Source organism: Ruegeria sp. D7, assembly GCF_056534355.1.
This window is the reverse complement of the sequence record NZ_JBQFPG010000015.1, coordinates 38532-60777: the sequence shown is the minus strand read 5'-3', so window position 1 is coordinate 60777 and position 22246 is coordinate 38532. Positions and strand designations below refer to the sequence as shown.

General features: G+C 57.2%; 28 protein-coding genes. 12 read left to right on the top strand and 16 right to left on the bottom strand.

All coding sequences use genetic code 11. The features are described 5' to 3' along the window. The first annotated feature begins 67 nt into the window (after positions 1–67). A complete protein-coding gene (gene dalA, locus ACRZ9U_RS17790) occupies positions 68–583 on the top strand; it encodes a divisome-associated lipoprotein DalA (protein WP_255611997.1) in 516 nt (171 codons plus the stop codon). A 70-nt stretch (positions 584–653) separates the two neighbouring features. On the opposite strand, the gene ACRZ9U_RS17785 is transcribed toward dalA, so the two are convergent. The 7 genes from ACRZ9U_RS17785 to ACRZ9U_RS17755 all read right to left on the bottom strand — a co-directional run bounded on the left by ACRZ9U_RS17785 (position 654) and on the right by ACRZ9U_RS17755 (position 5433). Next, positions 654–1118 (bottom strand): PTS sugar transporter subunit IIA, encoded by a 465-nt coding sequence (locus tag ACRZ9U_RS17785; RefSeq protein ID WP_170395318.1) that lies wholly within the window; start codon positions 1116–1118, stop codon positions 654–656. A 59-nt stretch (positions 1119–1177) separates the two neighbouring features. Beyond that, a complete protein-coding gene (hpf, locus tag ACRZ9U_RS17780) occupies positions 1178–1741 on the bottom strand; it encodes a ribosome hibernation-promoting factor, HPF/YfiA family (RefSeq protein ID WP_039541074.1) in 564 nt (187 codons plus the stop codon). A gap of 252 nt (positions 1742–1993) precedes the next feature. Then, positions 1994–2752 carry an LPS export ABC transporter ATP-binding protein gene (gene lptB / locus ACRZ9U_RS17775; protein WP_170395315.1) on the bottom strand — a complete coding sequence of 253 codons (759 nt, stop codon included), beginning with the start codon at positions 2750–2752 and terminating at the stop codon, positions 1994–1996. Further along, complete coding sequence (locus tag ACRZ9U_RS17770; protein WP_255611996.1) at positions 2752–3243, bottom strand: LptA/OstA family protein; 492 nt, start codon at positions 3241–3243, stop codon at positions 2752–2754. The genes lptB and ACRZ9U_RS17770 overlap by 1 nt, the downstream gene beginning before the upstream one ends. A gap of 3 nt (positions 3244–3246) precedes the next feature. Further along, positions 3247–3855, bottom strand: a complete 609-nt coding sequence (locus ACRZ9U_RS17765) for an LPS export ABC transporter periplasmic protein LptC (RefSeq protein ID WP_170408672.1) — start codon at positions 3853–3855, stop codon at positions 3247–3249. Between the two features lie 4 nt (positions 3856–3859). Continuing rightward, complete coding sequence (locus ACRZ9U_RS17760; protein WP_170395309.1) at positions 3860–4822, bottom strand: KpsF/GutQ family sugar-phosphate isomerase; 963 nt, start codon at positions 4820–4822, stop codon at positions 3860–3862. Further along, a complete protein-coding gene (locus tag ACRZ9U_RS17755; RefSeq protein ID WP_170408673.1) occupies positions 4819–5433 on the bottom strand; it encodes a ribonuclease D in 615 nt (204 codons plus the stop codon). The genes ACRZ9U_RS17760 and ACRZ9U_RS17755 overlap by 4 nt, the downstream gene beginning before the upstream one ends. Positions 5434–5577: 144 nt before the next feature. Between ACRZ9U_RS17755 and ACRZ9U_RS17750 the strand changes: the two genes are divergently transcribed. The 7 genes from ACRZ9U_RS17750 to ACRZ9U_RS17720 all read left to right on the top strand — a co-directional run bounded on the left by ACRZ9U_RS17750 (position 5578) and on the right by ACRZ9U_RS17720 (position 12467). Continuing rightward, positions 5578–6897 (top strand): MFS transporter, encoded by a 1320-nt coding sequence (locus tag ACRZ9U_RS17750; RefSeq protein ID WP_170408674.1) that lies wholly within the window; start codon positions 5578–5580, stop codon positions 6895–6897. A 56-nt stretch (positions 6898–6953) separates the two neighbouring features. After that, positions 6954–7382 (top strand): Lrp/AsnC family transcriptional regulator, encoded by a 429-nt coding sequence (locus ACRZ9U_RS17745; RefSeq protein WP_170408675.1) that lies wholly within the window; start codon positions 6954–6956, stop codon positions 7380–7382. 72 nt (positions 7383–7454) lie between these two features. Further along, positions 7455–8132: a transglycosylase SLT domain-containing protein gene (locus ACRZ9U_RS17740; RefSeq protein ID WP_170408676.1), complete on the top strand. Its 678-nt coding sequence runs from the start codon at positions 7455–7457 to the stop codon at positions 8130–8132. Positions 8133–8141: 9 nt separating this feature from the next. Beyond that, the gene (flhA, locus tag ACRZ9U_RS17735; RefSeq protein WP_170408677.1) at positions 8142–10229 is read left to right on the top strand and encodes a flagellar biosynthesis protein FlhA; all 2088 of its coding nucleotides are present in this window, start codon (positions 8142–8144) and stop codon (positions 10227–10229) included. After that, complete coding sequence (locus ACRZ9U_RS17730) at positions 10226–10999, top strand: flagellar biosynthetic protein FliR (protein WP_480902548.1); 774 nt, start codon at positions 10226–10228, stop codon at positions 10997–10999. The genes flhA and ACRZ9U_RS17730 overlap by 4 nt, the downstream gene beginning before the upstream one ends. Then, positions 10996–12084 carry a flagellar type III secretion system protein FlhB gene (gene flhB, locus ACRZ9U_RS17725; protein ID WP_170408679.1) on the top strand — a complete coding sequence of 363 codons (1089 nt, stop codon included), beginning with the start codon at positions 10996–10998 and terminating at the stop codon, positions 12082–12084. The genes ACRZ9U_RS17730 and flhB overlap by 4 nt, the downstream gene beginning before the upstream one ends. 23 nt (positions 12085–12107) lie before the next feature. Next, complete coding sequence (locus ACRZ9U_RS17720) at positions 12108–12467, top strand: hypothetical protein (RefSeq protein WP_480902545.1); 360 nt, start codon at positions 12108–12110, stop codon at positions 12465–12467. A gap of 11 nt (positions 12468–12478) precedes the next feature. Here ACRZ9U_RS17720 and ACRZ9U_RS17715 read toward each other — a convergent pair whose 3' ends face one another. Genes ACRZ9U_RS17715 through ACRZ9U_RS17675 form a run of 9 tightly spaced genes read right to left on the bottom strand, consistent with a single transcriptional unit; the run spans position 12479 to position 17009 of the window. Then, complete coding sequence (locus ACRZ9U_RS17715; RefSeq protein WP_170408681.1) at positions 12479–12973, bottom strand: flagellar basal body-associated FliL family protein; 495 nt, start codon at positions 12971–12973, stop codon at positions 12479–12481. Positions 12974–12984: 11 nt separating this feature from the next. After that, entirely contained in the window at positions 12985–13716 is a 732-nt protein-coding gene (flgH, locus tag ACRZ9U_RS17710; protein ID WP_170395282.1) for a flagellar basal body L-ring protein FlgH, read from the bottom strand. Continuing rightward, positions 13716–14129, bottom strand: a complete 414-nt coding sequence (gene flgA / locus ACRZ9U_RS17705; RefSeq protein ID WP_170408682.1) for a flagellar basal body P-ring formation chaperone FlgA — start codon at positions 14127–14129, stop codon at positions 13716–13718. Before flgA ends, flgH begins: the two co-directional genes overlap by 1 nt. Then, entirely contained in the window at positions 14129–14914 is a 786-nt protein-coding gene (gene flgG / locus ACRZ9U_RS17700) for a flagellar basal-body rod protein FlgG (protein ID WP_170408683.1), read from the bottom strand. The genes flgA and flgG overlap by 1 nt, the downstream gene beginning before the upstream one ends. Before the next feature lie 21 nt (positions 14915–14935). Beyond that, positions 14936–15646 carry a flagellar hook-basal body complex protein gene (locus ACRZ9U_RS17695; protein WP_170408684.1) on the bottom strand — a complete coding sequence of 237 codons (711 nt, stop codon included), beginning with the start codon at positions 15644–15646 and terminating at the stop codon, positions 14936–14938. Continuing rightward, positions 15646–15918: a flagellar biosynthetic protein FliQ gene (locus ACRZ9U_RS17690; protein WP_170395271.1), complete on the bottom strand. Its 273-nt coding sequence runs from the start codon at positions 15916–15918 to the stop codon at positions 15646–15648. The genes ACRZ9U_RS17695 and ACRZ9U_RS17690 overlap by 1 nt, the downstream gene beginning before the upstream one ends. 3 nt (positions 15919–15921) lie before the next feature. Then, the gene (gene fliE / locus ACRZ9U_RS17685; RefSeq protein ID WP_170408685.1) at positions 15922–16212 is read right to left on the bottom strand and encodes a flagellar hook-basal body complex protein FliE; all 291 of its coding nucleotides are present in this window, start codon (positions 16210–16212) and stop codon (positions 15922–15924) included. A gap of 12 nt (positions 16213–16224) precedes the next feature. Continuing rightward, entirely contained in the window at positions 16225–16611 is a 387-nt protein-coding gene (flgC, locus tag ACRZ9U_RS17680) for a flagellar basal body rod protein FlgC (RefSeq protein WP_170408686.1), read from the bottom strand. A gap of 11 nt (positions 16612–16622) precedes the next feature. Continuing rightward, positions 16623–17009 carry a FlgB family protein gene (locus tag ACRZ9U_RS17675; protein WP_170408687.1) on the bottom strand — a complete coding sequence of 129 codons (387 nt, stop codon included), beginning with the start codon at positions 17007–17009 and terminating at the stop codon, positions 16623–16625. Between the two features lie 89 nt (positions 17010–17098). On the opposite strand from ACRZ9U_RS17675, the gene ACRZ9U_RS17670 reads away from it, so the two are divergent. The 4 genes from ACRZ9U_RS17670 (at position 17099) to flgK (ending at position 22244) form a co-directional block, all read left to right on the top strand. After that, positions 17099–18442, top strand: coding sequence for a FliI/YscN family ATPase (locus tag ACRZ9U_RS17670; protein WP_170408688.1), 1344 nt, complete (start codon positions 17099–17101; stop codon positions 18440–18442). A gap of 83 nt (positions 18443–18525) precedes the next feature. Beyond that, a complete protein-coding gene (locus tag ACRZ9U_RS17665) occupies positions 18526–19365 on the top strand; it encodes a flagellar motor protein MotB (protein WP_170408689.1) in 840 nt (279 codons plus the stop codon). A gap of 98 nt (positions 19366–19463) precedes the next feature. Continuing rightward, positions 19464–20759, top strand: a complete 1296-nt coding sequence (locus tag ACRZ9U_RS17660) for a flagellar hook protein FlgE (protein WP_480902540.1) — start codon at positions 19464–19466, stop codon at positions 20757–20759. A 33-nt stretch (positions 20760–20792) separates the two neighbouring features. Next, entirely contained in the window at positions 20793–22244 is a 1452-nt protein-coding gene (gene flgK / locus ACRZ9U_RS17655) for a flagellar hook-associated protein FlgK (RefSeq protein WP_170408691.1), read from the top strand. Positions 22245–22246: the final 2 nt, after the last annotated feature.

The following is a 22246-nucleotide window of genomic DNA, read 5'->3' as shown; positions in this document are numbered from 1 at the left end:
CATTGTAGGTTTGCTCCGGGCGGTCAAGCAGGCTATTTCCCTTCTCGACACAATATTTAGGCCGATCATGACACGTATTCTTTCTCTACTAGCGATTTGTTTTGTCGCACTTGCGGCATGTACCGATTCGGGCACATCCGCTATTGGCGCCGATGGCAGGCCGCTGCCATCTGTGTACAAAATTCGTGGCAACCCTGAAAAGCTGCAGTTCAGAATGCTGGATTCGGTGAATGCCTTGCGGCAAGCATCTGGCCTGCAACAGGTCCAATTGAACTCGCAACTGAATGCAGCTGCCGCCACTCATGCGAAAGACATGGCGCGACAGAATCGGCCATGGCATTTCGGTTCGGACGGTTCGTCTCCGTTGGATCGCGCGGCGCGCGCCGGTTACTTCGGTACATTCCTGGGTGAAGCGATCTCGGAAACCTTTGAGACCGAGACCGAAACGCTGGCCGCATGGATGCAGGAACCCGGTCCTCGTGCTGTGATCATGGACCCGCGCGCCACCCAGATGGGATTCGCCTGGCACCAAGAAGGCGGTGGCAAGATCTGGTGGACGCTGGAAATGGGATCCGGCGGCTGATCACGCCAGCTAAAGAAACAAAATAAGCCCCCGACAAATCGGGGGCTTTTTTTGTTGATAAGTGGGCCAATCAGGCAGCTTGCATCGATTGCGCTTCAGTCAGAATGGCATACAGCTTTACCGGGTCAGGGTTGGCCCGCAGCTTGGCGCAGACCGATTGCTCGCGCAGCGTGCGCGAGACCAACGCCAGCGCCTTAAGGTGTTCAACCCCCGCCTCTTCTGGCGCAAACAGGGAAAACGCCAAATCGACCGGCTGACGGTCGACCGAACCGAAGTCGATGGGCTTTTCCAGCATGACAAACACACCCGAAACCGATTCTAGTTCGGAAAGCCGTGCGTGCGGAAGTGCAACACCATGTCCAACACCAGTTGGGCCAAGGCTCTCCCTCTCAAGCAGGCTGTCTACGATCGTCTGAGCATCCAGCCCAAGCGTCGCGGCGCCCACATCGCCAATTTCCTGAAACAAACGCTTCTTGCTGGAAGCAGCGGACAGTACACGCACCGCTTCTGGCTTTAGAATGCTCGAAAGCTCCATCATTTTGCTCCTAAGCCGTGCCCCCGGCTATTCGGGGGCAGGCCGATTTGTCTTGCCTGTTACGGATCGATCCAACCGATATTTCCGTCCTCGCGGCGATAAACGACATTCAATCCGTCCTTGTTCTCATTTCGGAACACCAGTACCGGAGCACCAGCGAGTTCCATCTGCATGACGGCTTCACCAACACTGAGCGATGGGATCTTGGTTTCCATCTCAGCCACGATCATAGGCTGCAGCGATTCGGGTTCGTCTGCCGTCTCCGATTCGTCAGAGGCGAGGATATAAGAGGACGCGCCAAAGAGTTCAACCGGCTCGGACCGATCCTTATGGTGGTCTTTCAGGCGGCGCTTATAGCGTCGCAGTTGTGTCTCCATCTTGTCGCAGCAGCCTTCGAATGCCGCGTAAATCTCGGTCGCGTGCGCCTTGGCCTGTGCGGTCAGGCCGGTCGACAGATGCACGGTGGTTTCGCATACATATTCATGCGCCGAACGGGAAAAGACGACATTGGCGTCTGTAGGCCGCTGGGCATATTTGCCCACGACCTCGCCCAGTTCGGTCTGCACATGGGTCTGCAGGGCCGCACCGATGTCGATCTGTTTTCCGCTGATTTGGTAACGCATGTGATCTCCTTCACAATTCACACCCATTCTGACGCCGCGTAACGCGACTGACTTGTTTTTATCGGGTGGGGGGTATCGGCATGTTCTGCGGTTGCCGTTGGCCCGGCCCTTCAACGAAGGGAGATCGAGATCCAGTTTGGAACCGAAGAAATGCCATATGCCAATTGAGCCAAGAGGTGAGGGAAGAGTCAATCAAAACAGGTGTGTATATACGTGATTTCCGTCATGCGTCAGGCGCATCTCCGCACAACCTTATGAAATACGGAAGTTTTCACCCAGATAGACCCGGCGAACATTTTCGTTTTCGACAACTTCGTCGGGCGTGCCTGACATCAAAACCTGGCCGTCATGCAAGATATAAGCCCGATCCACAATCTCCAGCGTTTCCCGGACGTTATGATCCGTGATCAGCACTCCGATGCCACGCTTTTTCAGATCGGCCACCAGATGCCGGATATCACCGACACTGATCGGATCGACACCCGCAAATGGTTCGTCCAACAGCAGATATTTCGGATCGGCGGCCAGACAGCGCGCAATTTCGACCCTTCGGCGTTCCCCGCCGGACAATGCCAATGCAGGCGCTCGGCGCAGGTGTTCGATGGAAAAGTCCGAAAGCAGCTCTTCCAGCCGCTCCTTGCGGCGATGGGCATGTTTAACCGTGATATCTAGAACCGAAGCGATGTTGTCTTCAACGCTCATCCCGCGGAAAATCGACATCTCCTGCGGCAGATATCCGATCCCCATCCGGGCACGACGATACATCGGCAGGGTCGTGACGCTCTGCCCATCAATCGTGACCGTGCCTGCTTCGGGGAAAACCAGACCCGCGACAGAATAAAAAGTGGTGGTCTTGCCCGATCCGTTCGGGCCTAGCAACGCCACGACCTCGGAGCGGTTCAATTCCATGGACACATCGCGAATGACGGTCTTCTTGCGATAAGACTTTCGTAGCTTTTCGATCTTCAGACCGGAAGAACCTTCAGCGATGGAGAGTTCGGGCCGGTTCATCAGTTGCCACCTTGTTGCAGAATGGTTTTGACACGCCCTGACATCGTCGCAGTTCCCGTCGTCAGATTTGCAATCATCTCGTCGCCGCTGATGATACTTGGGCCCTGCGTCAGCAACACGTTGCCCTTCATCTCAATCACGCCGGAGTCGATGGTGTATTCTGCCCAATCGCCCTCGGCTGCGTCGGGCGGACTGACCAGAACCACGTTTTCGGTGGCCTCCATCCGTTCGATGGCCGAGCGTTCTTCGTTATAGATGACAAGAACCCGGTCTGCCGTCAGGCGCATCTCACCCTGGATGACAATGACGTTGCCGATAAACTCGGCCGATCCATCTTCCTGATTCACGTTCAATGTCTCGGACGTCACCTCGACTGGCAGCGTCGGGTCGGCATTGACAGAGCCGAACGCCACCTGAGCCTCTTGTGCAGAAACAGGTGTGGCTCCGACAGCCACGGCTAGACACAAAAAGGCGACACGTAAATCGAACACAAGTTATCTTTCTGCTTTTTGCGGCTCATATATCAACTTCACGCCGCCTGTAAAAAGAATATGAACCGGACCGTCCTTTTTTTCGGTCCCAAACACCATTCTTCCGGCAGTAAAGTCGCCAATCGGACCGGTTCCGTCAATCTGTCCAGGGCTATCACCACGTATTTCATCCAGCGACGTATTCAACAGGTCGGTGGTGACCTGGATGCCGTCTCTGGTGGTGATGACCACATCCCCTGCAAACGTTGCAGTACCCTTGTCTGGCCTGATGATGCCTGTGTTGGATTCGAGTGTGATCTCGCCCCCGTTGCTTAGTCCGAAGCGGCCCTGCACTTCGGCTGCCGTCGGTGTGTCGCCATCGCCACCCTGACTGGCCCTTCGGGCTTCGACGCGGATTTCCTCGCCCTTGCGGGTGACACCTTTATAGTCGGGCCGCGTAACAACCTGGTCTGTCAGCCGGTCGTCAATATCCTGATCACTGAACGGCACCGAGACATTGGTGTCGACGCTGCGAGAAAGAAGAAAGACAGAAGACAGCAACAAAATCGCCACAAGCGGTAGCAGTACCTTCAGGAACTGCACCCATCGGGAATGGCGATCAACTTCAGCCATCTTCCTAACCCAATCCTACACGCAGACAGTCATGTATGTGCAGCAGACCCAAGGCTGGGCCATTTGTGTCAGGATCAACCACAAAGAGTGACGTGATCTTGCGATCGTTCATGATTGCAACCGCCTCCTCCGCCATAGCACTTGGCGCAATGGTCATTGGATTTTCGGTCATCACCTCTTCGGTGTTTTTGCTCAATAGCCCGTCCATGTTCCTGCGCAGGTCGCCATCGGTCACAATACCCAGCAAACGACCTGCCTGATCAGTGACTCCCACAACACCAAAGCTCTTCTGACTCATGACCAGCAGCGCCTCGCTCATCGGGGTGCCAGCGGTCACCAAGGGCAAATCTTCATGCATCAGATCACGTACAGTTGACAGTTGCGCCCCCAACTTTCCACCGGGGTGGTAAGCGCGGAAATCTTCGGGTTTGAAATCCCGGTACTTCATCAGCGCAATCGCCAGCGCGTCGCCCATCGCAAGGGTCAGCGTCGTCGAAATTGAAGGCACCATCCCAAAGCCGCAGGCCTCTCCCAGTGACGGGATAAGCAGATGCACATCCGCCTGTTTCATCAAGGTGCTTTCCGGCTTGCTCGACAACCCGATCAGCGGAATTCCAAAGCGACGCGTAAAGGCCAGTAAGTTCGCCAGTTCCGGCGCTTCACCTGAGTTCGAGATCGCAAGGACCACATCGCCTTTCGATACCATGCCCAAATCACCATGGCTGGCTTCGGCGGGATGGACAAAATAGGCGGGCGTACCAGTGCTGGCCAGAGTCGCCGCGATCTTGTGGCCAATATGGCCGGATTTGCCGATACCACTGATAATGATGCGGCCAGTGGCCTGCAGGATCAGTTGCACGGCTTCGGCGAAATGCTCGTCCAAGCTTTCGGCAAGGACCTCCAATGCGCGGGCTTCGTCGGTAACGACCTGCCGGGCGGTTCTGAGGAATGCTTCGGTGTCAGTCATGAGTGCGCAAAAATATCGGTTTCGGGCCAGCCTGCGAGGTCAAGCTTCGCACGCATTGGCAGGAAGTCAAAACACGCCTGCGCCATTTCGGTGCGGCCTTCGCGGGCCAGACGTCCGTCCAGTGCATCCCGCAGTTGGTGCAGGTACAAAACATCCGATGCCGCATAGTCCAACTGGGCATCGGTCAGCGTTTCAGCACCCCAATCGCTCATCTGTTGTTGTTTCGAGATATCGACGCCAATCAGTTCCTGACACAGGTTCTTAAGACCATGACGATCAGTATAGGTGCGCACCAAGCGGCTGGCGATCTTGGTGCAATAGACCGGGGCGGCCAAAGCGCCGAAGGTGTGATACATCGCAGCAATATCGAAGCGGCCAAAGTGGAACAGCTTCAAAACATTCGGATTTTCCAGCATCGCATAGAGGTTCGGCGCCTGCGTCTGCCCAATCTCGACCTGAACGATATGGCTGTTGCCGTCCCCTCCTGACATCTGGATCACGCACAGGCGATCTCGATGCGGGTTCAACCCCATGGTTTCACAGTCAATGGCCACGATGGGGCCCAAATCCAACCCGTCCGGCAGGTCATTTTTATACAGATGGTTCGCCACGGAATTGTCCTTTGTGCGCTTTCGGCCCCGAGATAGGCGGTTTGGCCCGCAAACTCAACGCCGTCCTTGGAAAAGCGTCCCCTTGACCTTGTGGCCAACACTTGAACTATGGATCGGCGACACCGCGATTGAGAAATTCCGACAATGCTCAGCATCCTGAGAAACCGCACCTACAGACATCTGCTGGCCGCGCAGATCGTGGCGCTGACCGGAACCGGGCTGGCGACGGTTGCCTTGGGGCTGTTAGCCTTTGATCTGGCCGGAGAGGCCGCCGGGATGGTCCTTGGCACCGCCCTGACGATCAAAATGATCGCCTATGTCACCGTTGCCCCGCTTGCTGCTGCCTTTGCCGAGCGGCTGGATCGTCGCCGGATGCTGGTTGCACTGGATCTGGTGCGCGCTGTGGTTGCGCTCTGCCTGCCTTTCGTGTCCGAAATCTGGCAGGTCTACGTGCTGATCTTTGTGCTGCAATCCGCCTCAGCCGGATTTACTCCCGCGTTTCAGGCCACCATCCCGGATGTGCTGACCAACGAACAGGACTATACCAAAGCCTTGTCCCTGTCGCGGCTGGCTTACGATCTGGAAAGCCTGCTGAGCCCGATGCTGGCCGCCACCTTGCTGCTGTTCGTCAGTTTCGACAGCCTGTTTCTGGGCACCTGTGTCGGTTTTGTCGCCTCGGCCCTGCTTGTGGTGTCTGCAACTTTGCCCTCACCCAAACCATCCCAGCCGCGTGGCATCTATGACCGCACAACGCGCGGCATTCGAATTTACCTTAAAACCCCGCGCCTGCGGGGCCTGCTGGCGCTGAGTTGGAGCGCGGCCGCGCTCAGTTCGATGGTCATCGTCAACACGGTCGTGATCGTGCGCGGCGATCTTGGTCTTTCTGAAAGCGCCGTTGCCATCGCGCTGGCCGGGTTCGGTGGCGGTTCGATGCTCGCGGCATTTGCACTGCCACGCCTTCTGGATCACATTCCAGAGCGTCGCGTCATGCTGGGTGGTGCATCATTGGCGACGGGCACCATGGCAGCAGCGGCGCTGCTATCTGCCACCCTACCGATGACGCTGGGCTTACTGACAACGACCTGGCTATTGGTCGGCTTTGGATACTCCAGCACGTTGACGCCCTCGGGCCGCCTGCTGACCCGATCCGCCCACCCCGAAGATCGACCCGCTGTGTTTGCCGCACAGTTCACTCTGTCTCATGCTTGCTGGCTGGTGCTTTATCCCCTGGCCGGGTGGCTGATGACCCGCTTTGGCGTAACTGTGGCCATGGCCGGAATGGCGACCGCAGCGATTCTGGGTCTGGTTCTTGTGCTCATTGCCTGGCCACGGCGCGAAGACAATGCGGTGGTTCACGGCCATCCTGACCTCCCACAGGATCACCCCCACCTGTCTGGGCCGAAACCTCATGCGCATCCGATCATCATTGATGAACTGCATCCCCGTTATCCGCACCAGCCTTGAGCCCGAACACCAAACTACCCTAAACCGAGGCGAAGTTGCCTGAACCCGGAGCCGCAATGGACCAGCTTGACCGACGCATCATCGCCGCCTTACAGCACAATGCGCGCGACTCGACGACCCGCATTGCAACAACACTTGGCGTCGCGCGGACAACGGTGCATGAACGCATCAATCGAATGGAAGAGCGGGGCGTCATCGCTGGTTACTCGGTCGTCCTGCGCGAAACCGTAGAAACGCCACGCGTTCAGATCATCGTTCTGCTTGAAGTGCAGCAGAAAGAAACCACACGGATCATCAAGCGGCTTGAAGCTTATCCCGAGGTCAAACTGTGTTTATCAATCAATGGCGAATTTGACCTGCTGCTTTCCGCCGAAGCGCCACGGATCGAAGACCTCGACATTCTGGTCGACGAACTTGCGCGCATCCCCGGCGTATTGCGTACCAACACCAGTGTGGTTTTTGGCCGAAAGATTGATCGAAACTAAGGCGCGCTAACTCTCTGTAAACAGATGATTGGATAGCTTGGCCCGGACTGATTAGAATTCCGGACCGGCAGAATGCCAACTCAAAACCTACTAGTTTCCGCGCTCTTGGCACAGGCCCTTCTGGCGCAGGCCGGATACGCATCGCCAACATCGGCGCTGTGTGATCAAGCGGCCCGGCGGGCTGCGCAGGCCGAAGGCGTCCCGCTCGATGTTCTCAAGGCAATTGCCCGCGTAGAAACAGGCCGCACGCAGAACGGATTACTGGAACCCTGGCCATGGACCGTCAATCGTGAAGGACAGGGATATTGGTTTGCCTCCGAGGTTGAGGCAAAGTCTTACGTGTTCGACATCTTCAAATCCGGTGTACGCAGCTTTGACGTCGGTTGCTTTCAGATCAACTATCGCTGGCACGGGAAGGCTTTTCGCTCGATCGACGCGATGTTCGATCCGGATGAAAACGCAGTTTATGCGGCGCGGTTTCTGGCCCAGCTTTATGCGGAACTTGGATCATGGCCTGCCGCTGCCGGGGCCTACCACTCGCGCACGCAGCACCTTGCGGCCTCATATTCTGATCGTTTTCAGGCCGTCCTGGCGCAGCTGGATGGCTCGGGCACAGCCCACGAACGCGATCCATTCACAGCATCTGCCAGTCCGCTCATCCCGCTGAACGCTCATCCGGTCGGCCAGAACGCGCTGGGGTCACTGGTTCCCGAAACCTCTACAGCCACCGCCTTTATCGCTTTCAATTAGGAGCAGATAGTGCCCCGTATCGATCCCCGCACCTTGTTCTCTCCGACCATATTGCTGGCGCTGGCGCTGATGGCGGTCATCGTGATGATGATCCTGCCCATGCCAGCCTGGGTACTGGACGTGGGGCTGGCGGCATCCTTTGCGCTGGCGATACTGATCTTCACATTGACGCTGTTCATCGAACGGCCACTGGATTTCTCATCCTTCCCGACGATCCTGCTGGCCTCACTGATGTTGCGCCTGTCGCTGAACGTCTCCTCGACCAAGCTGATCATCGGTCAGGGGCACACCGGCACCAACGCCGCTGGTGACGTGATCGAAGGTTTCGCCCAGTTTGTCATGGGCGGCAGTATCTTTCTGGGCCTTGTCGTGTTCGGCGTTTTGCTGATCGTGAACTTCATGGTCATTACCAAGGGTGCGGCCCGTATGGCCGAAGTAGGTGCCCGGTTCGCGCTGGACGGGATGCCCGGCAAACAGCTGGCCATCGACAGTGACATGTCTGCTGGAGCCATCGATCATCAGCAAGCCAAAGAACGACGCGAGCGCGAGCAGCAGGAGACCACCTTTTTCGGTTCGCTCGACGGCGCGTCGAAATTCGTCAAAGGCGATGCGATTGCCGGGTTGCTGATCACACTTCTCAACCTTGTGATGGGATTGGTCATGGGGGTCATCGTGCATGGGATGCCGGTATCGTCCGCCTTCGAAACCTATGCAATCCTGACCGTTGGGGACGGGTTGGTATCGCAGATACCAGCAGTGATCATCTCGATTGCGTCCGCCTTGCTGTTGGCGCGTGGCGGTACGCAGGGTGCAACCGACAATGCGATCTTCTCGCAGCTTGGACGCCACCCGGCGGCGTTGGGCACCGTAGCGGTTCTAATGGTGCTGTTCGCCCTGGTGCCCGGTTTGCCGTTCTTACCTTTCATTCTTGGGGCCGGGGTGCTGGGCTATGCGGCTTATTCAGGCCTCAGAAAACGCAACGCCAGCGAGGCAGAGGCTCAGACCCCCAAGGCCGAGTCTGACACTCCGGTTTCACAGGCCATCGGTGATATCCTGGACCTCGACGACGTGCATCTGGAATTCGCCCCCGATCTGGTCAGCATGGTGCTGAACCCCGGTACCGGCCTTGACGCGCGGATCGCCAACATGCGGACCTATGTCGCCTCAAGCTTTGGGCTTATCCTGCCCGAAATTCGATTGACTGACCGCGCCGATCTTCCGACCGGAACTTATGTGATCAAAGTACAAGGGGTCGAACAGGCGCGTGGTGTTCTGAATTCTGAACTTGTGCTCGCGCTGGTACAGGACGGGCACGACTTTTTACCTGATGGCACCGATGTGACCGAACCCGTCTACGGTGCCCCGGCGCGCTGGATATTGCCCAAGGACCAGGAGGTCGCCGCACTGAATGGGGCCACCATCGTCACCCCTCCTGAAATTCTGGCGACCCATCTGCTTGAGATCATCAAACAGAATTTCTCGCGCCTTATGACCCTGAAATCCCTTCGCCGCCTGCTGTCCGAGATGACGCGGCTCAGCGATCCGACCCGAGCTGAAGCCAACCGCAAAATGCTGGACGAATTGATCCCAGACAAGGTCCCGATCGACACACTGCATGCTGTTCTGCGGCTGTTGCTAGACGAACGGGTCTCGATCCGAAACATGGCGCTGATCCTTGAAAGCGTGGCCGAAGCACGATTGACCACCACCCAGCCCGAAGGGATCTGCGAACTGGTCCGCCAGCGGCTGGGCTTTCAACTGGTTGCCGACATGAAACGCGAGGATGGCTCGATCCCTCTGATCCAGCTCGCACCGGAATGGGAGGACACATTTGCTACCTACCAGATCGACGCCGCGAACACAGGTATCGACGTGGCACTGCCACCCAACCTGTTCAATAAACTGGCCGATGGGGTTGTCGATAGCGTCGCAAAATCAGCAGATCACGGCTTGTTCCCAGCAGTCGTCACCTCGACCCGTCGACGCAGATTGCTCAGGACCATTATGCACGCGCGCGGCGTCGCCAACCCCGTCCTGTCTTTTGAAGAGATAGGGCTTGAGGCGCGCCCCGCCTTGGTCGGAACGGTGCCCGCGTGATCTCAGTCCCGTCAGAGCTTTTGCCACATCTGGGGCAAAACCTGTGGCATCTGTTTGCCGTATTTCTTCGTGTGTCCGCATTGGTTTCGCTACTACCGGCCTTTGGTGAACGCAGCGTCCCTATGCGGGTCAAACTGGGCGTGGCAGTTGCTTTCACAATGATTGTCATTCCCGCCATACCCGCATCGGGTGTTATGCCGGGCTTTCACAAAATGATTGGATTAATCACCATCGAAGTCTTGATCGGTCTTATGCTCGGCATCGGGTTGCGCCTATTTGTCCTTGCACTACAAACTGCAGGTTCAATCGCGGCGCAAGCGACATCCTTGTCTCAGATCCTGGGCGGAGCGGCCGCAGAACCTGTCCCGGCGATGGGGTATCTGCTGACGCTGGCCGGCTTGGCGCTGGCGGTATTGCTTGGCCTTCATATCCGTGCAGCGCAGTTCATGATCCACAGCTATATGCTGTTTCCGATGGGCGCGCTTCCAACTGCGCCTGGTCTGTCGCAATGGGGCGTTGCGCAACTCGCCCACAGCTTCGGACTGGCCTTTGCGCTGGCGATGCCCTTTGTCATCGCATCGCTGATCTACAACCTCGCACTGGGCGTAATTAACCGCGCCATGCCGCAGCTCATGGTCGCTTTTGTCGGTGCCCCAGCAATCACTTTCGCAGGCCTTTTCCTGCTTTTCGCCGGGGCACCATTGATCCTGGCAACCTGGTCTGACGCTTTGTTCACCTTTCTCCAAAACCCGCTTGGAGGGCTGCGATGAGCGCATCAGACGACGACAGTGATAAGTCATTTGAGGCGACCCCGCAAAAGCTGGAAAAAGCCCGCAAAAAAGGCGAGGTGGCGAAGTCCAATGATCTGTCGGTGGTGGCTGCATACATGGGACTGCTCGTCGCACTTTTGCTCACGGGGCAATTCACGGCAGAGCATCTGGGGACTGTGTTCGTGGTCTTGATCGACCAATCAGATCAATTCGCAAGCTTGCTGACCGTCGGACCCGCGACATCCACCGTCGCTGGGATTCTGAGATCAACTATGGCACCAATCGCCGCGTTGTTTATCGTTCCGGCAGTCGCGGTGTTGCTCAGCCTGATCGCCCAGCGCGCACTGATCTTCGCGCCGGAAAAGCTGAAACTACGCGGTTCACGCATCTCGATCGTCTCAAACGCAAAGAACAAGTTTGGCCGGGGCGGGTTGTTCGAATTCGCCAAGAGCTTTGTTAAATTGTTGATCTATGGAACATGCCTGACCCTATTTTTACACGCCCACCTGCCCGAGATTCTGACAGCCAGTGCAGCCGCCCCGAGATCCTCAATTCTGTTGATGATGAACTTACTCAGCCAATTTCTGTTTATCGTCATAATGATCGCGCTGGCGATCGGCGTGATAGACTATCTGTGGCAACATGCCGAACACCTTCGCAAAAACAGAATGTCACGCAAAGAAATTCAGGATGAAACCAAGGATTCCGAGGGTGATCCGCACGTCAAACAGCAGCGTCGCCAACGCGCGCAGGACATAGCAACCAAGCAGATGATGGCGGATGTGCCCAAGGCCGATGTGGTGATCGTCAACCCGACGCATTATGCGGTGGCGCTGAAATGGTCGCGAGCAAGTGGCAGCGCTCCGGTTTGCGTCGCCAAAGGGGTAGATGAAATCGCGGCAACAATCAGGGCCACGGCCGGAGACGCAGGCATTCCTATTCATTCCGATCCACCAACAGCACGCGCATTGCACGCGACCGTCGGGATCGGACAGGAAATTACCGAAGAATACTACCGACCCGTTGCAGCAGCTATTCGGTTTGCCGAAGCCATGCGCAAACGAGCGAAGGGCCAGGTCGGATGACGCAAGATCGCATGGACAACCTTTTGACCGTCGCCGAAGCTGTTTATCAACGGGAACACCAAAAATTGCACCCTTTGTTGCAGCGCGAAGCCCAGTTGCTTCAGCAATTGACGCGTCTGGATTCTCGATTAGCCGAAGTAAAATCGACGAGTTCACAGTCGGATGGCTATCAGGTCACCGGCGCAGACCTGTTGTGGCACGGCTGGGAATCTTTGACACGGCGCAACCTGAACACCGAGTTGGCGCGCCTGCGATCACAAAAGCTTGCGGCAATGGAAGAATTGCGTGGGGCATTTGGGCGCAAACTGGCCGTTGCCGATCTGTCGCGCCGCCTGCAAGAACACAAGCGACGCGTGCGACAATCTAAGGCTCAGGAATCGTAACCGGAACCCGTTCAGGTATCCTGTCGGCTGACACTCATGATCAGAACTTGCGAGACATCTTCGCCCAGATCCTTTCTCGCAACCTCCAGCAACGCATTGCGCAATGCCGTCAGGTTGTCTGACCGCGTGAATGCGCCGTCGAACCCGCCGATATTGGCGTGGTCAAACAGAACTTGCAGAAACCGGTCCCTTAATTTTGGCTCGATCTCATAAAACGCTTCGGCAATCCCCGGCCTCACCTCAAGGCTGAGGGACATGGTGACGAGCGCCGATATCTCGTCCTCGGAAACCACGGGGACCACGAACTGTTTGGTGAGTTTCAGATACTCATGTGTTTCTGATTGATCATCTTTGCCGGGCTTAGTTTTGTTTTTCTTGTCTTCATTGGGTTTTTGCCCAGCCTCCGCAAGATCTTCAGCTTCCCCGGAAGGGGACAATAGGATCCGGGCGCCCGCACCGGCAGCCAGGCCGAAAACCAGAAAAACGATCGGTAGTAGTTTTCCCATCAGCGCGGCCCTCAGAAAGGTAGCAAGGTATCAAGTATCTGTTGTCCATAGCGTGGTTGCTGCACATCCGTGATCTGCCCGCGGCCACCATAAGACACCCGCGCTGACGCGATCTTGTCATAAGTGATTTCATTCTGGCGCGAGATATCTTCGGGGCGGACATAGCCCGAGACCAGCAGTTCCCGAAGTTCGAAATTCACCCGCAGTTCTTGCGATCCAGAAATCGAAAGCACACCGTTTGGCAACACGTCGACGACCGTTGCCGCCACGCGCAAGGTCAATTTTTCTTTGCGTTTGACCGATCCCTTGCCTTTGCTGACCGAAGCCGAGTCAATTGAAACGGCATCATCAAGTGAGGCCCCTTCAGGTAGTCGTTCACCTGCGCGCTGAGGAAGGCCGAAGAGTTCCGGCACCGCAAGACTTTCTGACCCAGCCCGCGACCGGTTGGTGTCGTTGGATATTTCGGCCTTTTCATCCAGCTCGATCACGACTGTCAGAATATCCCCTTTTTTCATCGCCCGTTGATCACCAAGCAAGGAATGCTGACCGCCACTCCACAAAGATGACTGATCAACGGTTCGCTGAGGCTGGCTGTGCAAAGGTAGTCCGGGCCACAACATCGCAACATGCTCAGGCGATTCCGTGTTTGGTGTCAGGCTGGGCGGCTTGCCAAGGTGGTCCAATCGTCCACACGCCGCAACACTCAGAACGACAAATAGCAGGGGTTTCGAAAGGCTCGGCATCATTTAACCTCAACTTGTCCATCGGGACGGATTACGCCCGTTAATGTTGTGCGAGACGCCAGATTCATGACACGGATACGCTCGCCTGCTGCGCCCCGCCCCAACGCGCGGCCTTCGGCAGTGATCGATAGCGCGACGTGATCGAACACCAGCGTCACCAGATCGTTTCGGTCCACGATCGCAGGCGGACCGACATCGGCAGGGCGGATTGGCTGACCTGGATAAAGCGCAACACGTGCCTCCTGACCGATAAGATCCTCTGGCCTACGAACCGCCCCATTGACCTCAGAGGTTTTGACTTCGAGGTCGGATGAGACAATGACCTCTTTGGCGCGGATCGTGCGGGTCGGCACAACGATCTCGGCCAAGCTTGGCATCGGCGTCAGGCATAGTATGAGGGTTAACAGACGCATCACCGCACCTGCGTGGTCGCGCCCATCATCTGGTCGACGGCGGAAATAACTTTGGCGTTCATTTCATAGCCACGCTGCGCTTCGATCAGTTCCGTGACCTCGCGCACCGCATCGACTGAGCTGTCCTCAAGATAGCCCTGCCGCAATGTGCCCAGCCCATCTTCGCCCGGGGTGCCGACAACCGGAGCGCCCGAGGCTTCGGTTTCCTTGAAGAGGTTGCTACCAATCGCCTCAAGACCCTTGGCGTTCGAGAAGCTGGCCAGCGTAAACTCGCCCAGCAACTGCCCCTCGGCCGTATCATCGAAATAGGCATAGACCTCACCCGCCGCATTGATTGAGATCGATCTGGCATCGTCTGGAATGGTAATTTCAGGGGCAACGGCAAAGCCATCAGAAGTTACGATCAGACCTTCGGCCGAACGTTTCAGGCTTCCGTCTCGGGTAAAGGCGGATTGGCCATTCGGCATGGTGACTTCAAGGTAACCTCGCCCTTCGATGGCGATATCCAGATCACTGCCCGTTGCCGAGAGCCCACCCTGTTGCAGCTGTACGGTGACGGCGGCAGGGCGCACGCCCAACCCCAACTGAATACCTGTCGGAAGGACCGTTCCATCCGAGGCATTGACCGCCCCGGCGCGCGCCATCTGTTGATAGTGCAGATCGGCAAACTCGGCCCGGCGGGTGTTGTAGCCGGTTGTATTCATATTCGCGAGGTTGTTTGAAATTGTCTCAACCCGCATCTGCTGTGCGGTCATGCCCGTAGCCGCGATCTTCAATGCACGCATGTCGTATTCTCCTTCCGGTAATCAGCGCATCAATGCCTTAAGCGCCCCGCGAACCCGTTCGTCTTCGGCCTCAAGAAAACTCTGCCCGAGCTCGTAGGCCCGCTGAATTTCAATCATCCGGGTCACCTGACCAATGGCATTGACATTCGATCCTTCGAGAAACCGATGCAGCACGACCGGCTCGTCCACCGGGTCCACCTGCCCGCCTGCACGGAAATGTGTGCTTCCTTCGCGCACCAGGTTTTCGGGATCGGCGACGTTGTAGACACCGATCTGGCTCAGAAGCTGTCCATCGACGCTCATCGTGCCGTCGCTGCCAACATCGATCGTTGCGGCGTCGGGCGGGACAAAGACCGACGCGCCATTGCTGTCCAGAACCCGGTGCCCGTCCATCGTCACCAGATCGCCCTCAGCATTGGGTGAGAAACTGCCGGAACGCGTCAGGCGGTTCCCAGCGGGCGTTTCGATCATAAAGAAACCGTCCCCTTCGATGGCAAAGTCGAAGGACCCGCCTGTCTCGGTCAGCACACCTTGTTGCAGAGAAGTGTTTCGAACCTGCGCACGGCTGAGCGATAGTGAAGGATTGCCCGGCATATCCCGGACGAATTCGGAGAACACCAGCCCCTGCTGACGATATCCGGTCGTGTTGGCATTGGCGATATTGTTGGCCACCATTCGCATCTCATCCATGAGACCGGATTGACGGGACAAGGTGACATAAGCGGTGTCCATTAGCGACCTCCGGCAATAAGCGGGACCAATGTCCCGGTAAAAAACGTAACAAGGGTCTGGGTCATGAAACCCATCGACATCCAGAACACGACCACGATTGCAATCAGCTTAGGCACGAAGGTCAGGGTCATCTCCTGAACCGAGGTCAAGGCCTGAAACAAACCAACTGTAAGGCCCGAGATCAGCGCCACCGCCAGGATCGGAACCGACGTGATGACTGCAACCCAAAGCGCCTGGCGCACGATGTCGTAGAACAGACCTTCGCTCAGCATCGTTCAGACCGGCATCCGCAAGATTTCCTGATAGGCTTCAACGACTTTGTTCCGAACAATCACAGCCGTTTCCACTGCCAACTCTGTCTGCGCCAGCGCCTGAACCAAAGCGTGCGGGTCGGCCTGCCCAACCATCGAAGATTGCGTGACTTGCTCGCTTTGTTTCAGCGTCGCCACGAAATCCTGAAACGAGGATCGCAGCCCTTGCGCTGTCCCCTGATGTTCGGGGGCGGCCTGCGTTGCTGGGCGCGCACCCGTATAATTCTGCGCGGCGGTAAGTGAGCGAACATCCATTCTGGTATTCCTTTATTTTCGGAGTAGATCCATCAGACTCGATGACATCTGCCGGGTCTGGTCGAACATCTTGAGGTTGGCTTCATAGCTGCGCTGCGCCTCTCGGGCGTCTGCGATTTCGATCATCAGATCGACGTTTGATCCTCTGTAATGGCCAGTCTCATCAGCCATAGGGTGGCCAGGATCATAAATTCGGCTCAGGTCGCGACGATCGAGTTTGACGCGCCCCACCTGAACCATTTCTTTTCCGTCCCGTTCGACTGTCTCAAACGGGACTGTCTTACGCCGGTATCCGGGCGTATCGGCGTTCGAGATGTTCTCGGACACATGACGCAACCGCGCTGCTTGCGCACGCAGTGCGCTGGCCGACGCGTCCAGCGAGTAGGAAAAATCGCTCATCGTGAATTCCCCTATGCCCGGCCCAGGCTCGTGCGCAGCACACCGATTGAAGACTTGTAGATCGCTAATGCCCGGTCATGTTGTCGCTTGACCTCGACAGCTTTCAGCATCTCTTCTTCCAATGAAACACCATTGCCATTCGGATCGCTCGAAGCCGCGACCGTGAATTCAGCCCAAGGCTGAGCGCGCACATCACCATTCAGATGACCCCTCCGAGTCGCGGTCATCGCGACCCCTTGGCTCGTGTTTTCAAACACTGTCTGGAAAGCTTCAATATCACGGGGCTTGTATCCCGGCGTATCCGCGTTGGCCATGTTGCGCGAGACAACCGCTTGCCGTTGTCCGGCATGGGTTGCCATTGCGTACGCAGTCTTAAAGACGTTCAGGTCATAGAACATCGGGGCTTCTCCCTCGATCAATTTCAATCAAGGCTTAACCCCGATTCCTTTAGAAACCGTTTTCAACAAATCTATGTGGAGGACCTGCGATGGCCGATCTCGATCCGTTGCGTCTGAAATGCGAATTCGATAGGATGTCGGCGGTACACCATATCGGGCGTGTGACCGGTGTTGCGCGCGGCGTGGTTGAAATCGATGGTCTGACCGCCCAAGCCCGGATCGGGGATCATCTGACGCTGCGCCGACAAAAAGGCCCGGACCTGCCTGGCGAGGTCCTGCATGTCGAATCAGGCGCGATCCATATGCTGCCAGCCTCCGCACCCGATGGCGTAAGCCTGGGGGATCAGGTCTCTCTCGACCAGATGCCTGCCTTTGCGCCCGGAATGCATTGGCTTGGGCGGGTGATCGATCCGTTTGGCAAACCTCTGGACGGCAAGCCCCTGCTGCCTGGCACGTTTGAACGTGACCTTATGCAGGCCCCGCCAACCGCGGTATCGCGCAAGCCGCTGGGCGGTCGTATGGAAACCGGGTTGGCGATCCTCAACACGATGCTGCCCATTGTCCAAGGTCAGCGAATCGGCCTGTTCGCTGGTTCAGGCGTTGGCAAATCAACACTTCTGGCGACGCTTGCCCGCTCAGTCCAGGCGGATGCTGTGGTCGTTGCATTGGTGGGCGAACGCGGGCGCGAAGTGAATGAGTTTGTCGAGAACGCCCTGGGTGCCGAAGGTCTGAAACGATCCGTCGTCGTGGCCGCAACCTCGGATCAATCGGCCCTGAGACGCAGACGGTGCGCATGGTCGGCCATGTCGGTGGCGGAATTCCTGCGGGATCAAGGGTTAAACGTTCTGTTTCTGGCCGATTCAGTTACCCGCTTTGCCGAAGCGCACCGCGAGATTGCCGCCGCAATGGGTGAAGCCCCATCGCTACGTGGCTACCCGCCATCGGTCACGCCGCTGATTACAAATCTGTGCGAACGGGCGGGTCCCGGAACTCCCGATCAAGGTGACATCACCGCAGTCTTCAGTGTTCTTGTCGCGGGTTCTGACATGGACGAGCCCATTGCGGACATTCTGCGCGGCGTCTTGGACGGACATGTCGTGCTGAGCCGGGACATCGCCGAACGCGGGCGCTTCCCGGCCATTGACCTCAGCCGATCCGTGTCACGCAGCCTACCAGGTGCGGCGACCGCGGATGAGAACCAGTTGATTACAGAAACCCGCAAGCTGGTCGGCAGTTATGAGCAATCTGAGGTGATGATCAAAGCCGGCCTCTATGCCGAAGGAACAGATCCTTTGTTGGATCGCGCCGTCCGGGTCCACGAAGAGCTAGATAGCTTTTTTGCGAAGGCCGATCCCGATGGTATCGAAAACAGCTTTAATCGATTATCTCTGATTTTAAGGCGCGCTGGTGTAAACCCGGTGTCGCAGTCTTAGAATTCAGAACAGTTTTAAGTGTTAAGCCCACCTTAACACCTGCCCTGCTAGGCCAGTAAGCGGGTGAATAGAAGGTGGTGGAGATGGGTGCGCAATCCAATGCGGCGCCAATCATCATCAAGAAGAAACGTGTATCGGGTGGCGATGCTCACCACGGTGGTGCGTGGAAGGTCGCGTATGCGGACTTTGTCACTGCCATGATGGCGTTCTTCATGTTGATGTGGCTGCTGAATGCAACGACCGAGACGCAACGCAAGGGTCTGGCGGATTATTTTTCGCCCACGATTCCGGTCAATCCGGTCTCGGGCGGTGGTGATGGTGCCTTCGGCGGTGACAACATGTTTTCGGAAAAAACCATGGTTATGGATGGATCAGGTGCCAGCAATCGGAACCCCACCGAGGCGAAACAGGCGCGCGGATCAACCGGCGTGGATGCGAAAGGCGGCGGTAAGGGTGCGTTCGAAGATTTCTCGTCGCTCGAGGCGCAGTTGCTGGGGCGCGCTGGGGAAAGCCTGGTGTCCGATAAGATGCGCAAGCACATCGTGACCCGCGTCACCGACGAAGGGCTGGTGGTCGAGCTGTTCGCCACTGAGGATCAACCGTTGTTCGAATCGGGGACAGACACGCCAACCCAAATGATGCGCGCGCTGACACTTTTGGTAGCGCGGTCTTCTGATCTGGTGACAAACGCAATCGCGGTTGAAGGGCATGTGCGGTCTGCACCCGTCGTGTTGGCGAATAACCCGGTCTGGGATCTGTCGACCGCGCGGGCGCAAAGCACCCGCCAACTGCTGCAGAACAAAGGCATCCAGCCACAGCGGTTGGACCGCGTGACTGGGCACGCGGACCGAGAGCTTTCGGATAAAAACCCCATGGCGATACGCAATAATCGGATTGAGATCATCTTTTTACGCAACCCTTAAGGGGTAAAGGATAGACAGCATTTTAGCTGTTAGCCGGCTGTTAAGGGCCAGTGCGGTACGTGTTGCATCAACGAATGACGCAACAGAAGGGCGTACCGATGACCATATCCTCTTCGCTGAATGCCGGTGTGGCAGCGTTGAAGGCCAACGCCAACAGGCTGGCCACGATCTCTGACAACATCGCCAATTCATCGACATTTGGCTATAAAAGGGTCGAGACCGACTTTCACTCCATGGTCACATCTGGTCAGGGCGGCAGCTATTCGGCAGGCGGGGTCAGAACCACCAGCCAACGCCTGATAGATCAGCGCGGATCGCTGGTAACCACCAACAATTCAACCGATCTGGCCGTGCGCGGTAGAGGCATGCTGCCTGTCCGTCCCAGTTCGCAGATCGCGTCAGGTTCAAATGAGATGCTGCTGACCACGACAGGCTCATTCCGCACCAATGAGGAGGGGTATCTGGTCACACAATCCGGCCTTGTACTTCTTGGCTGGCGTGCCAATCCAGATGGCTCGATCCCCAGCGTCCCGAGGGATACGCCCGCCGCTCTGGAACCCATTCAGCTAAGCGTTAATCAACTTTCGGGCGCCCCCACAACATCCATGAACCTGCGGATGAACCTGCCTGCAACAGCGACCAACGCCGGTGCTCCGGGTGACACGCAGCCCTTGTCGGTCGAGTATTTTGACAATTTGGGCAAGTCTGAAAGCGTCGATATCGAATTGGTCCCCACCGTTCCTGCAACCGGCAGCAGCAATGAATGGACCATGACATTGCGCGATTCAGCCTCGGGCGGCGCTGTCATCGGAGAATATACCCTGACCTTCACCGATAGCCGTACAGCCGGTGGTACACTAGCCAGCGTCACCGCCGTGACCGGCGGTGCCTATGACCCGGCAAACGGCAGCGTTGTCGTCAACGTCGCCGGCGGACCGATGGAGATCAACATCGGCCAGATCGGCGATGCGGACGGCATTACACAGCTTTCCGATACCTTTGCTCCGGTTTCGATCACACGCGATGGTTCGGCCGTTGGCACGATGACAAGCGTACAGGTTGATGAGAACGGCTATGTCTATGCTTTCTATGATACTGGGGTCAGCCGCCGGATGTTCCAGATTCCACTGGCCGATGTACCGAATCCAAACGGTCTGACGGCGTTGGACAGTCAGACCTATGCCCCCTCGCGTGACAGCGGCACCTTTTTCTTATGGAACGCGGGTGAAGGTCCAACAGGAGATCTTGTTTCTTTTGCACGCGAGGAATCGACCACCGATGTCGCCACCGAGTTGACCTCAATGATCCAGACCCAGCGGGCCTATTCCTCAAGCGCCAAGGTCATTCAGACTGTGGATGAGATGCTGCAGGAAACCACTAATATCAAACGCTGATCTGATGATTGATCAACGAAAGGGATGCGTCCGATGAATATGTCGACAGCACTGAACAACGCTCTGGGCGGGCTGAGCGCAGCCAGCCGTGGTGCGGCGGTGGTTTCAGGAAACATCGCCAACGCGTTGACCCCGGGATATGCCCGCAGATCGCTTGAACTGGCGACCAGCACAGTTTCCGGTAATGGCGTTCGTGTCGTTGGTATCACTCGGCACCAGGATCCGGTACTGATCGCAAACCGCCGTGCGACCGATGCAGACCTGATGGCAGCCAAAACCGTGGCGCAATTTCATTCAGGTTACGAGAAACTGTTGGGGGCAGCCGACGATGCCACTTCGATCTCGGCCAGACTGGCCCAATTCGAAAGCAGCCTGATTACAGCTGCAAGCCTGCCCGGCTCAGCCCAACGGTTGGATCAGGCCGCCCGTGCAGGCGGTACATTGAGCACAGCGCTCAATACAGCGTCCGAAGGGGTGCGGCAAATGCGATCCGATGCGGATCGCACGATAGGCAAACAGGTCGATACGCTGAATCAGACTCTGAAAGACATCGAGAAACTGAATGCTCGTATCCCCGCTGTCCGCAATTCGGGCGGTGATATTGGCGCGCTGTTGGATCATCGTCAGATTCTGGTCGATCAAGTCAACGAGTTGGTGCCTGTCAACGCGATCGCGCGCGATAATGATCAGATTTCCCTCTATTCCGATGGCGGGTTGATCCTGCTGGAAGGAACCGCGGCCGAGTTTTCGTTCTCGACCACAGGCGATACCATGCCGCATATGACCGTTGGCAACGGGTTGCTGTCCGGGCTTGAGATCAACGGCCGACCCGTTCGCGTGAGCGGAGAGTTCGCCCAAATCCGAGGCGGCGCATTGATGGCCCAGTTCTCGGTCCGCGACGAACTGACCGTCGAAGCGCAAGCCGATCTGGACGCCGTCGCCCGCGACCTAATCGAGCGGTTTGAAACCACCGGGTTGGACCCGACCGCTGCCGCGACCGATCCGGGCGTCTTCACGGATGACGGCAGCCGCTTTGATCCGGTTTCTGAAACCGGTCTTGCGTCGCGCATCTCACTAAATGTTGTGGTCGACCCGGATGCAGGGGGTGACAGCTGGAAACTGCGCGCGGGTCTGGGGGCTTTGACCCCCGGTGCGCCGGGTGATGCCAGCCAGTTGCAAGCATTTGGGGCCGTTCTGACCGACTCACGCCCGGCCCCCAGCGTGGGATTTGGGACAGGCACGATGCGCGCGGCCGAGATCGCCGAGGCGTTGCTTTCCAAAGCCGGGGCAAACGCACACACAGCTGACCAGCGCAGCAGTTTTGCAGCAAACGCGCAGCTGGAAATGCAAAAAGTCGTCGCGGAGCAAGGTGTTGACAGTGACGCGGAACTGCAGCGCTTGATGCAGATCGAGCAGGCCTATGCCGCAAACGCACGCATCGTCGCTGTCGTGGATGAACTGATGGATACCCTGTTGAGGTTATGAAC

Coding starts and splice junctions, on each gene's coding strand:
- flgG (WP_170408683.1), bottom strand. CDS start 14,914: ATGCGTGCATTGAAGATCGCGGCTACGGGCATGACCGCACAGCAGATG.
- ACRZ9U_RS17765 (WP_170408672.1), bottom strand. CDS start 3,855: ATGGCTGAAGTTGATCGCCATTCCCGATGGGTGCAGTTCCTGAAGGTA.
- ACRZ9U_RS17740 (WP_170408676.1), top strand. CDS start 7,455: ATGCCAACTCAAAACCTACTAGTTTCCGCGCTCTTGGCACAGGCCCTT.
- ACRZ9U_RS17745 (WP_170408675.1), top strand. CDS start 6,954: ATGGACCAGCTTGACCGACGCATCATCGCCGCCTTACAGCACAATGCG.
- ACRZ9U_RS17675 (WP_170408687.1), bottom strand. CDS start 17,009: ATGTTCTATGACCTGAACGTCTTTAAGACTGCGTACGCAATGGCAACC.
- ACRZ9U_RS17750 (WP_170408674.1), top strand. CDS start 5,578: ATGCTCAGCATCCTGAGAAACCGCACCTACAGACATCTGCTGGCCGCG.
- flhB (WP_170408679.1), top strand. CDS start 10,996: ATGAGCGCATCAGACGACGACAGTGATAAGTCATTTGAGGCGACCCCG.
- hpf (WP_039541074.1), bottom strand. CDS start 1,741: ATGCGTTACCAAATCAGCGGAAAACAGATCGACATCGGTGCGGCCCTG.
- flgC (WP_170408686.1), bottom strand. CDS start 16,611: ATGAGCGATTTTTCCTACTCGCTGGACGCGTCGGCCAGCGCACTGCGT.
- ACRZ9U_RS17660 (WP_480902540.1), top strand. CDS start 19,464: ATGACCATATCCTCTTCGCTGAATGCCGGTGTGGCAGCGTTGAAGGCC.
- fliE (WP_170408685.1), bottom strand. CDS start 16,212: ATGGATGTTCGCTCACTTACCGCCGCGCAGAATTATACGGGTGCGCGC.
- ACRZ9U_RS17760 (WP_170395309.1), bottom strand. CDS start 4,822: ATGACTGACACCGAAGCATTCCTCAGAACCGCCCGGCAGGTCGTTACC.
- ACRZ9U_RS17665 (WP_170408689.1), top strand. CDS start 18,526: ATGGGTGCGCAATCCAATGCGGCGCCAATCATCATCAAGAAGAAACGT.
- flgA (WP_170408682.1), bottom strand. CDS start 14,129: ATGCGTCTGTTAACCCTCATACTATGCCTGACGCCGATGCCAAGCTTG.
- ACRZ9U_RS17785 (WP_170395318.1), bottom strand. CDS start 1,118: ATGGAGCTTTCGAGCATTCTAAAGCCAGAAGCGGTGCGTGTACTGTCC.
- flgH (WP_170395282.1), bottom strand. CDS start 13,716: ATGCCGAGCCTTTCGAAACCCCTGCTATTTGTCGTTCTGAGTGTTGCG.
- lptB (WP_170395315.1), bottom strand. CDS start 2,752: ATGAACCGGCCCGAACTCTCCATCGCTGAAGGTTCTTCCGGTCTGAAG.
- ACRZ9U_RS17690 (WP_170395271.1), bottom strand. CDS start 15,918: ATGCTGAGCGAAGGTCTGTTCTACGACATCGTGCGCCAGGCGCTTTGG.
- ACRZ9U_RS17715 (WP_170408681.1), bottom strand. CDS start 12,973: ATGGGAAAACTACTACCGATCGTTTTTCTGGTTTTCGGCCTGGCTGCC.
- ACRZ9U_RS17670 (WP_170408688.1), top strand. CDS start 17,099: ATGGCCGATCTCGATCCGTTGCGTCTGAAATGCGAATTCGATAGGATG.
- ACRZ9U_RS17695 (WP_170408684.1), bottom strand. CDS start 15,646: ATGGACACCGCTTATGTCACCTTGTCCCGTCAATCCGGTCTCATGGAT.
- flgK (WP_170408691.1), top strand. CDS start 20,793: ATGAATATGTCGACAGCACTGAACAACGCTCTGGGCGGGCTGAGCGCA.
- dalA (WP_255611997.1), top strand. CDS start 68: ATGACACGTATTCTTTCTCTACTAGCGATTTGTTTTGTCGCACTTGCG.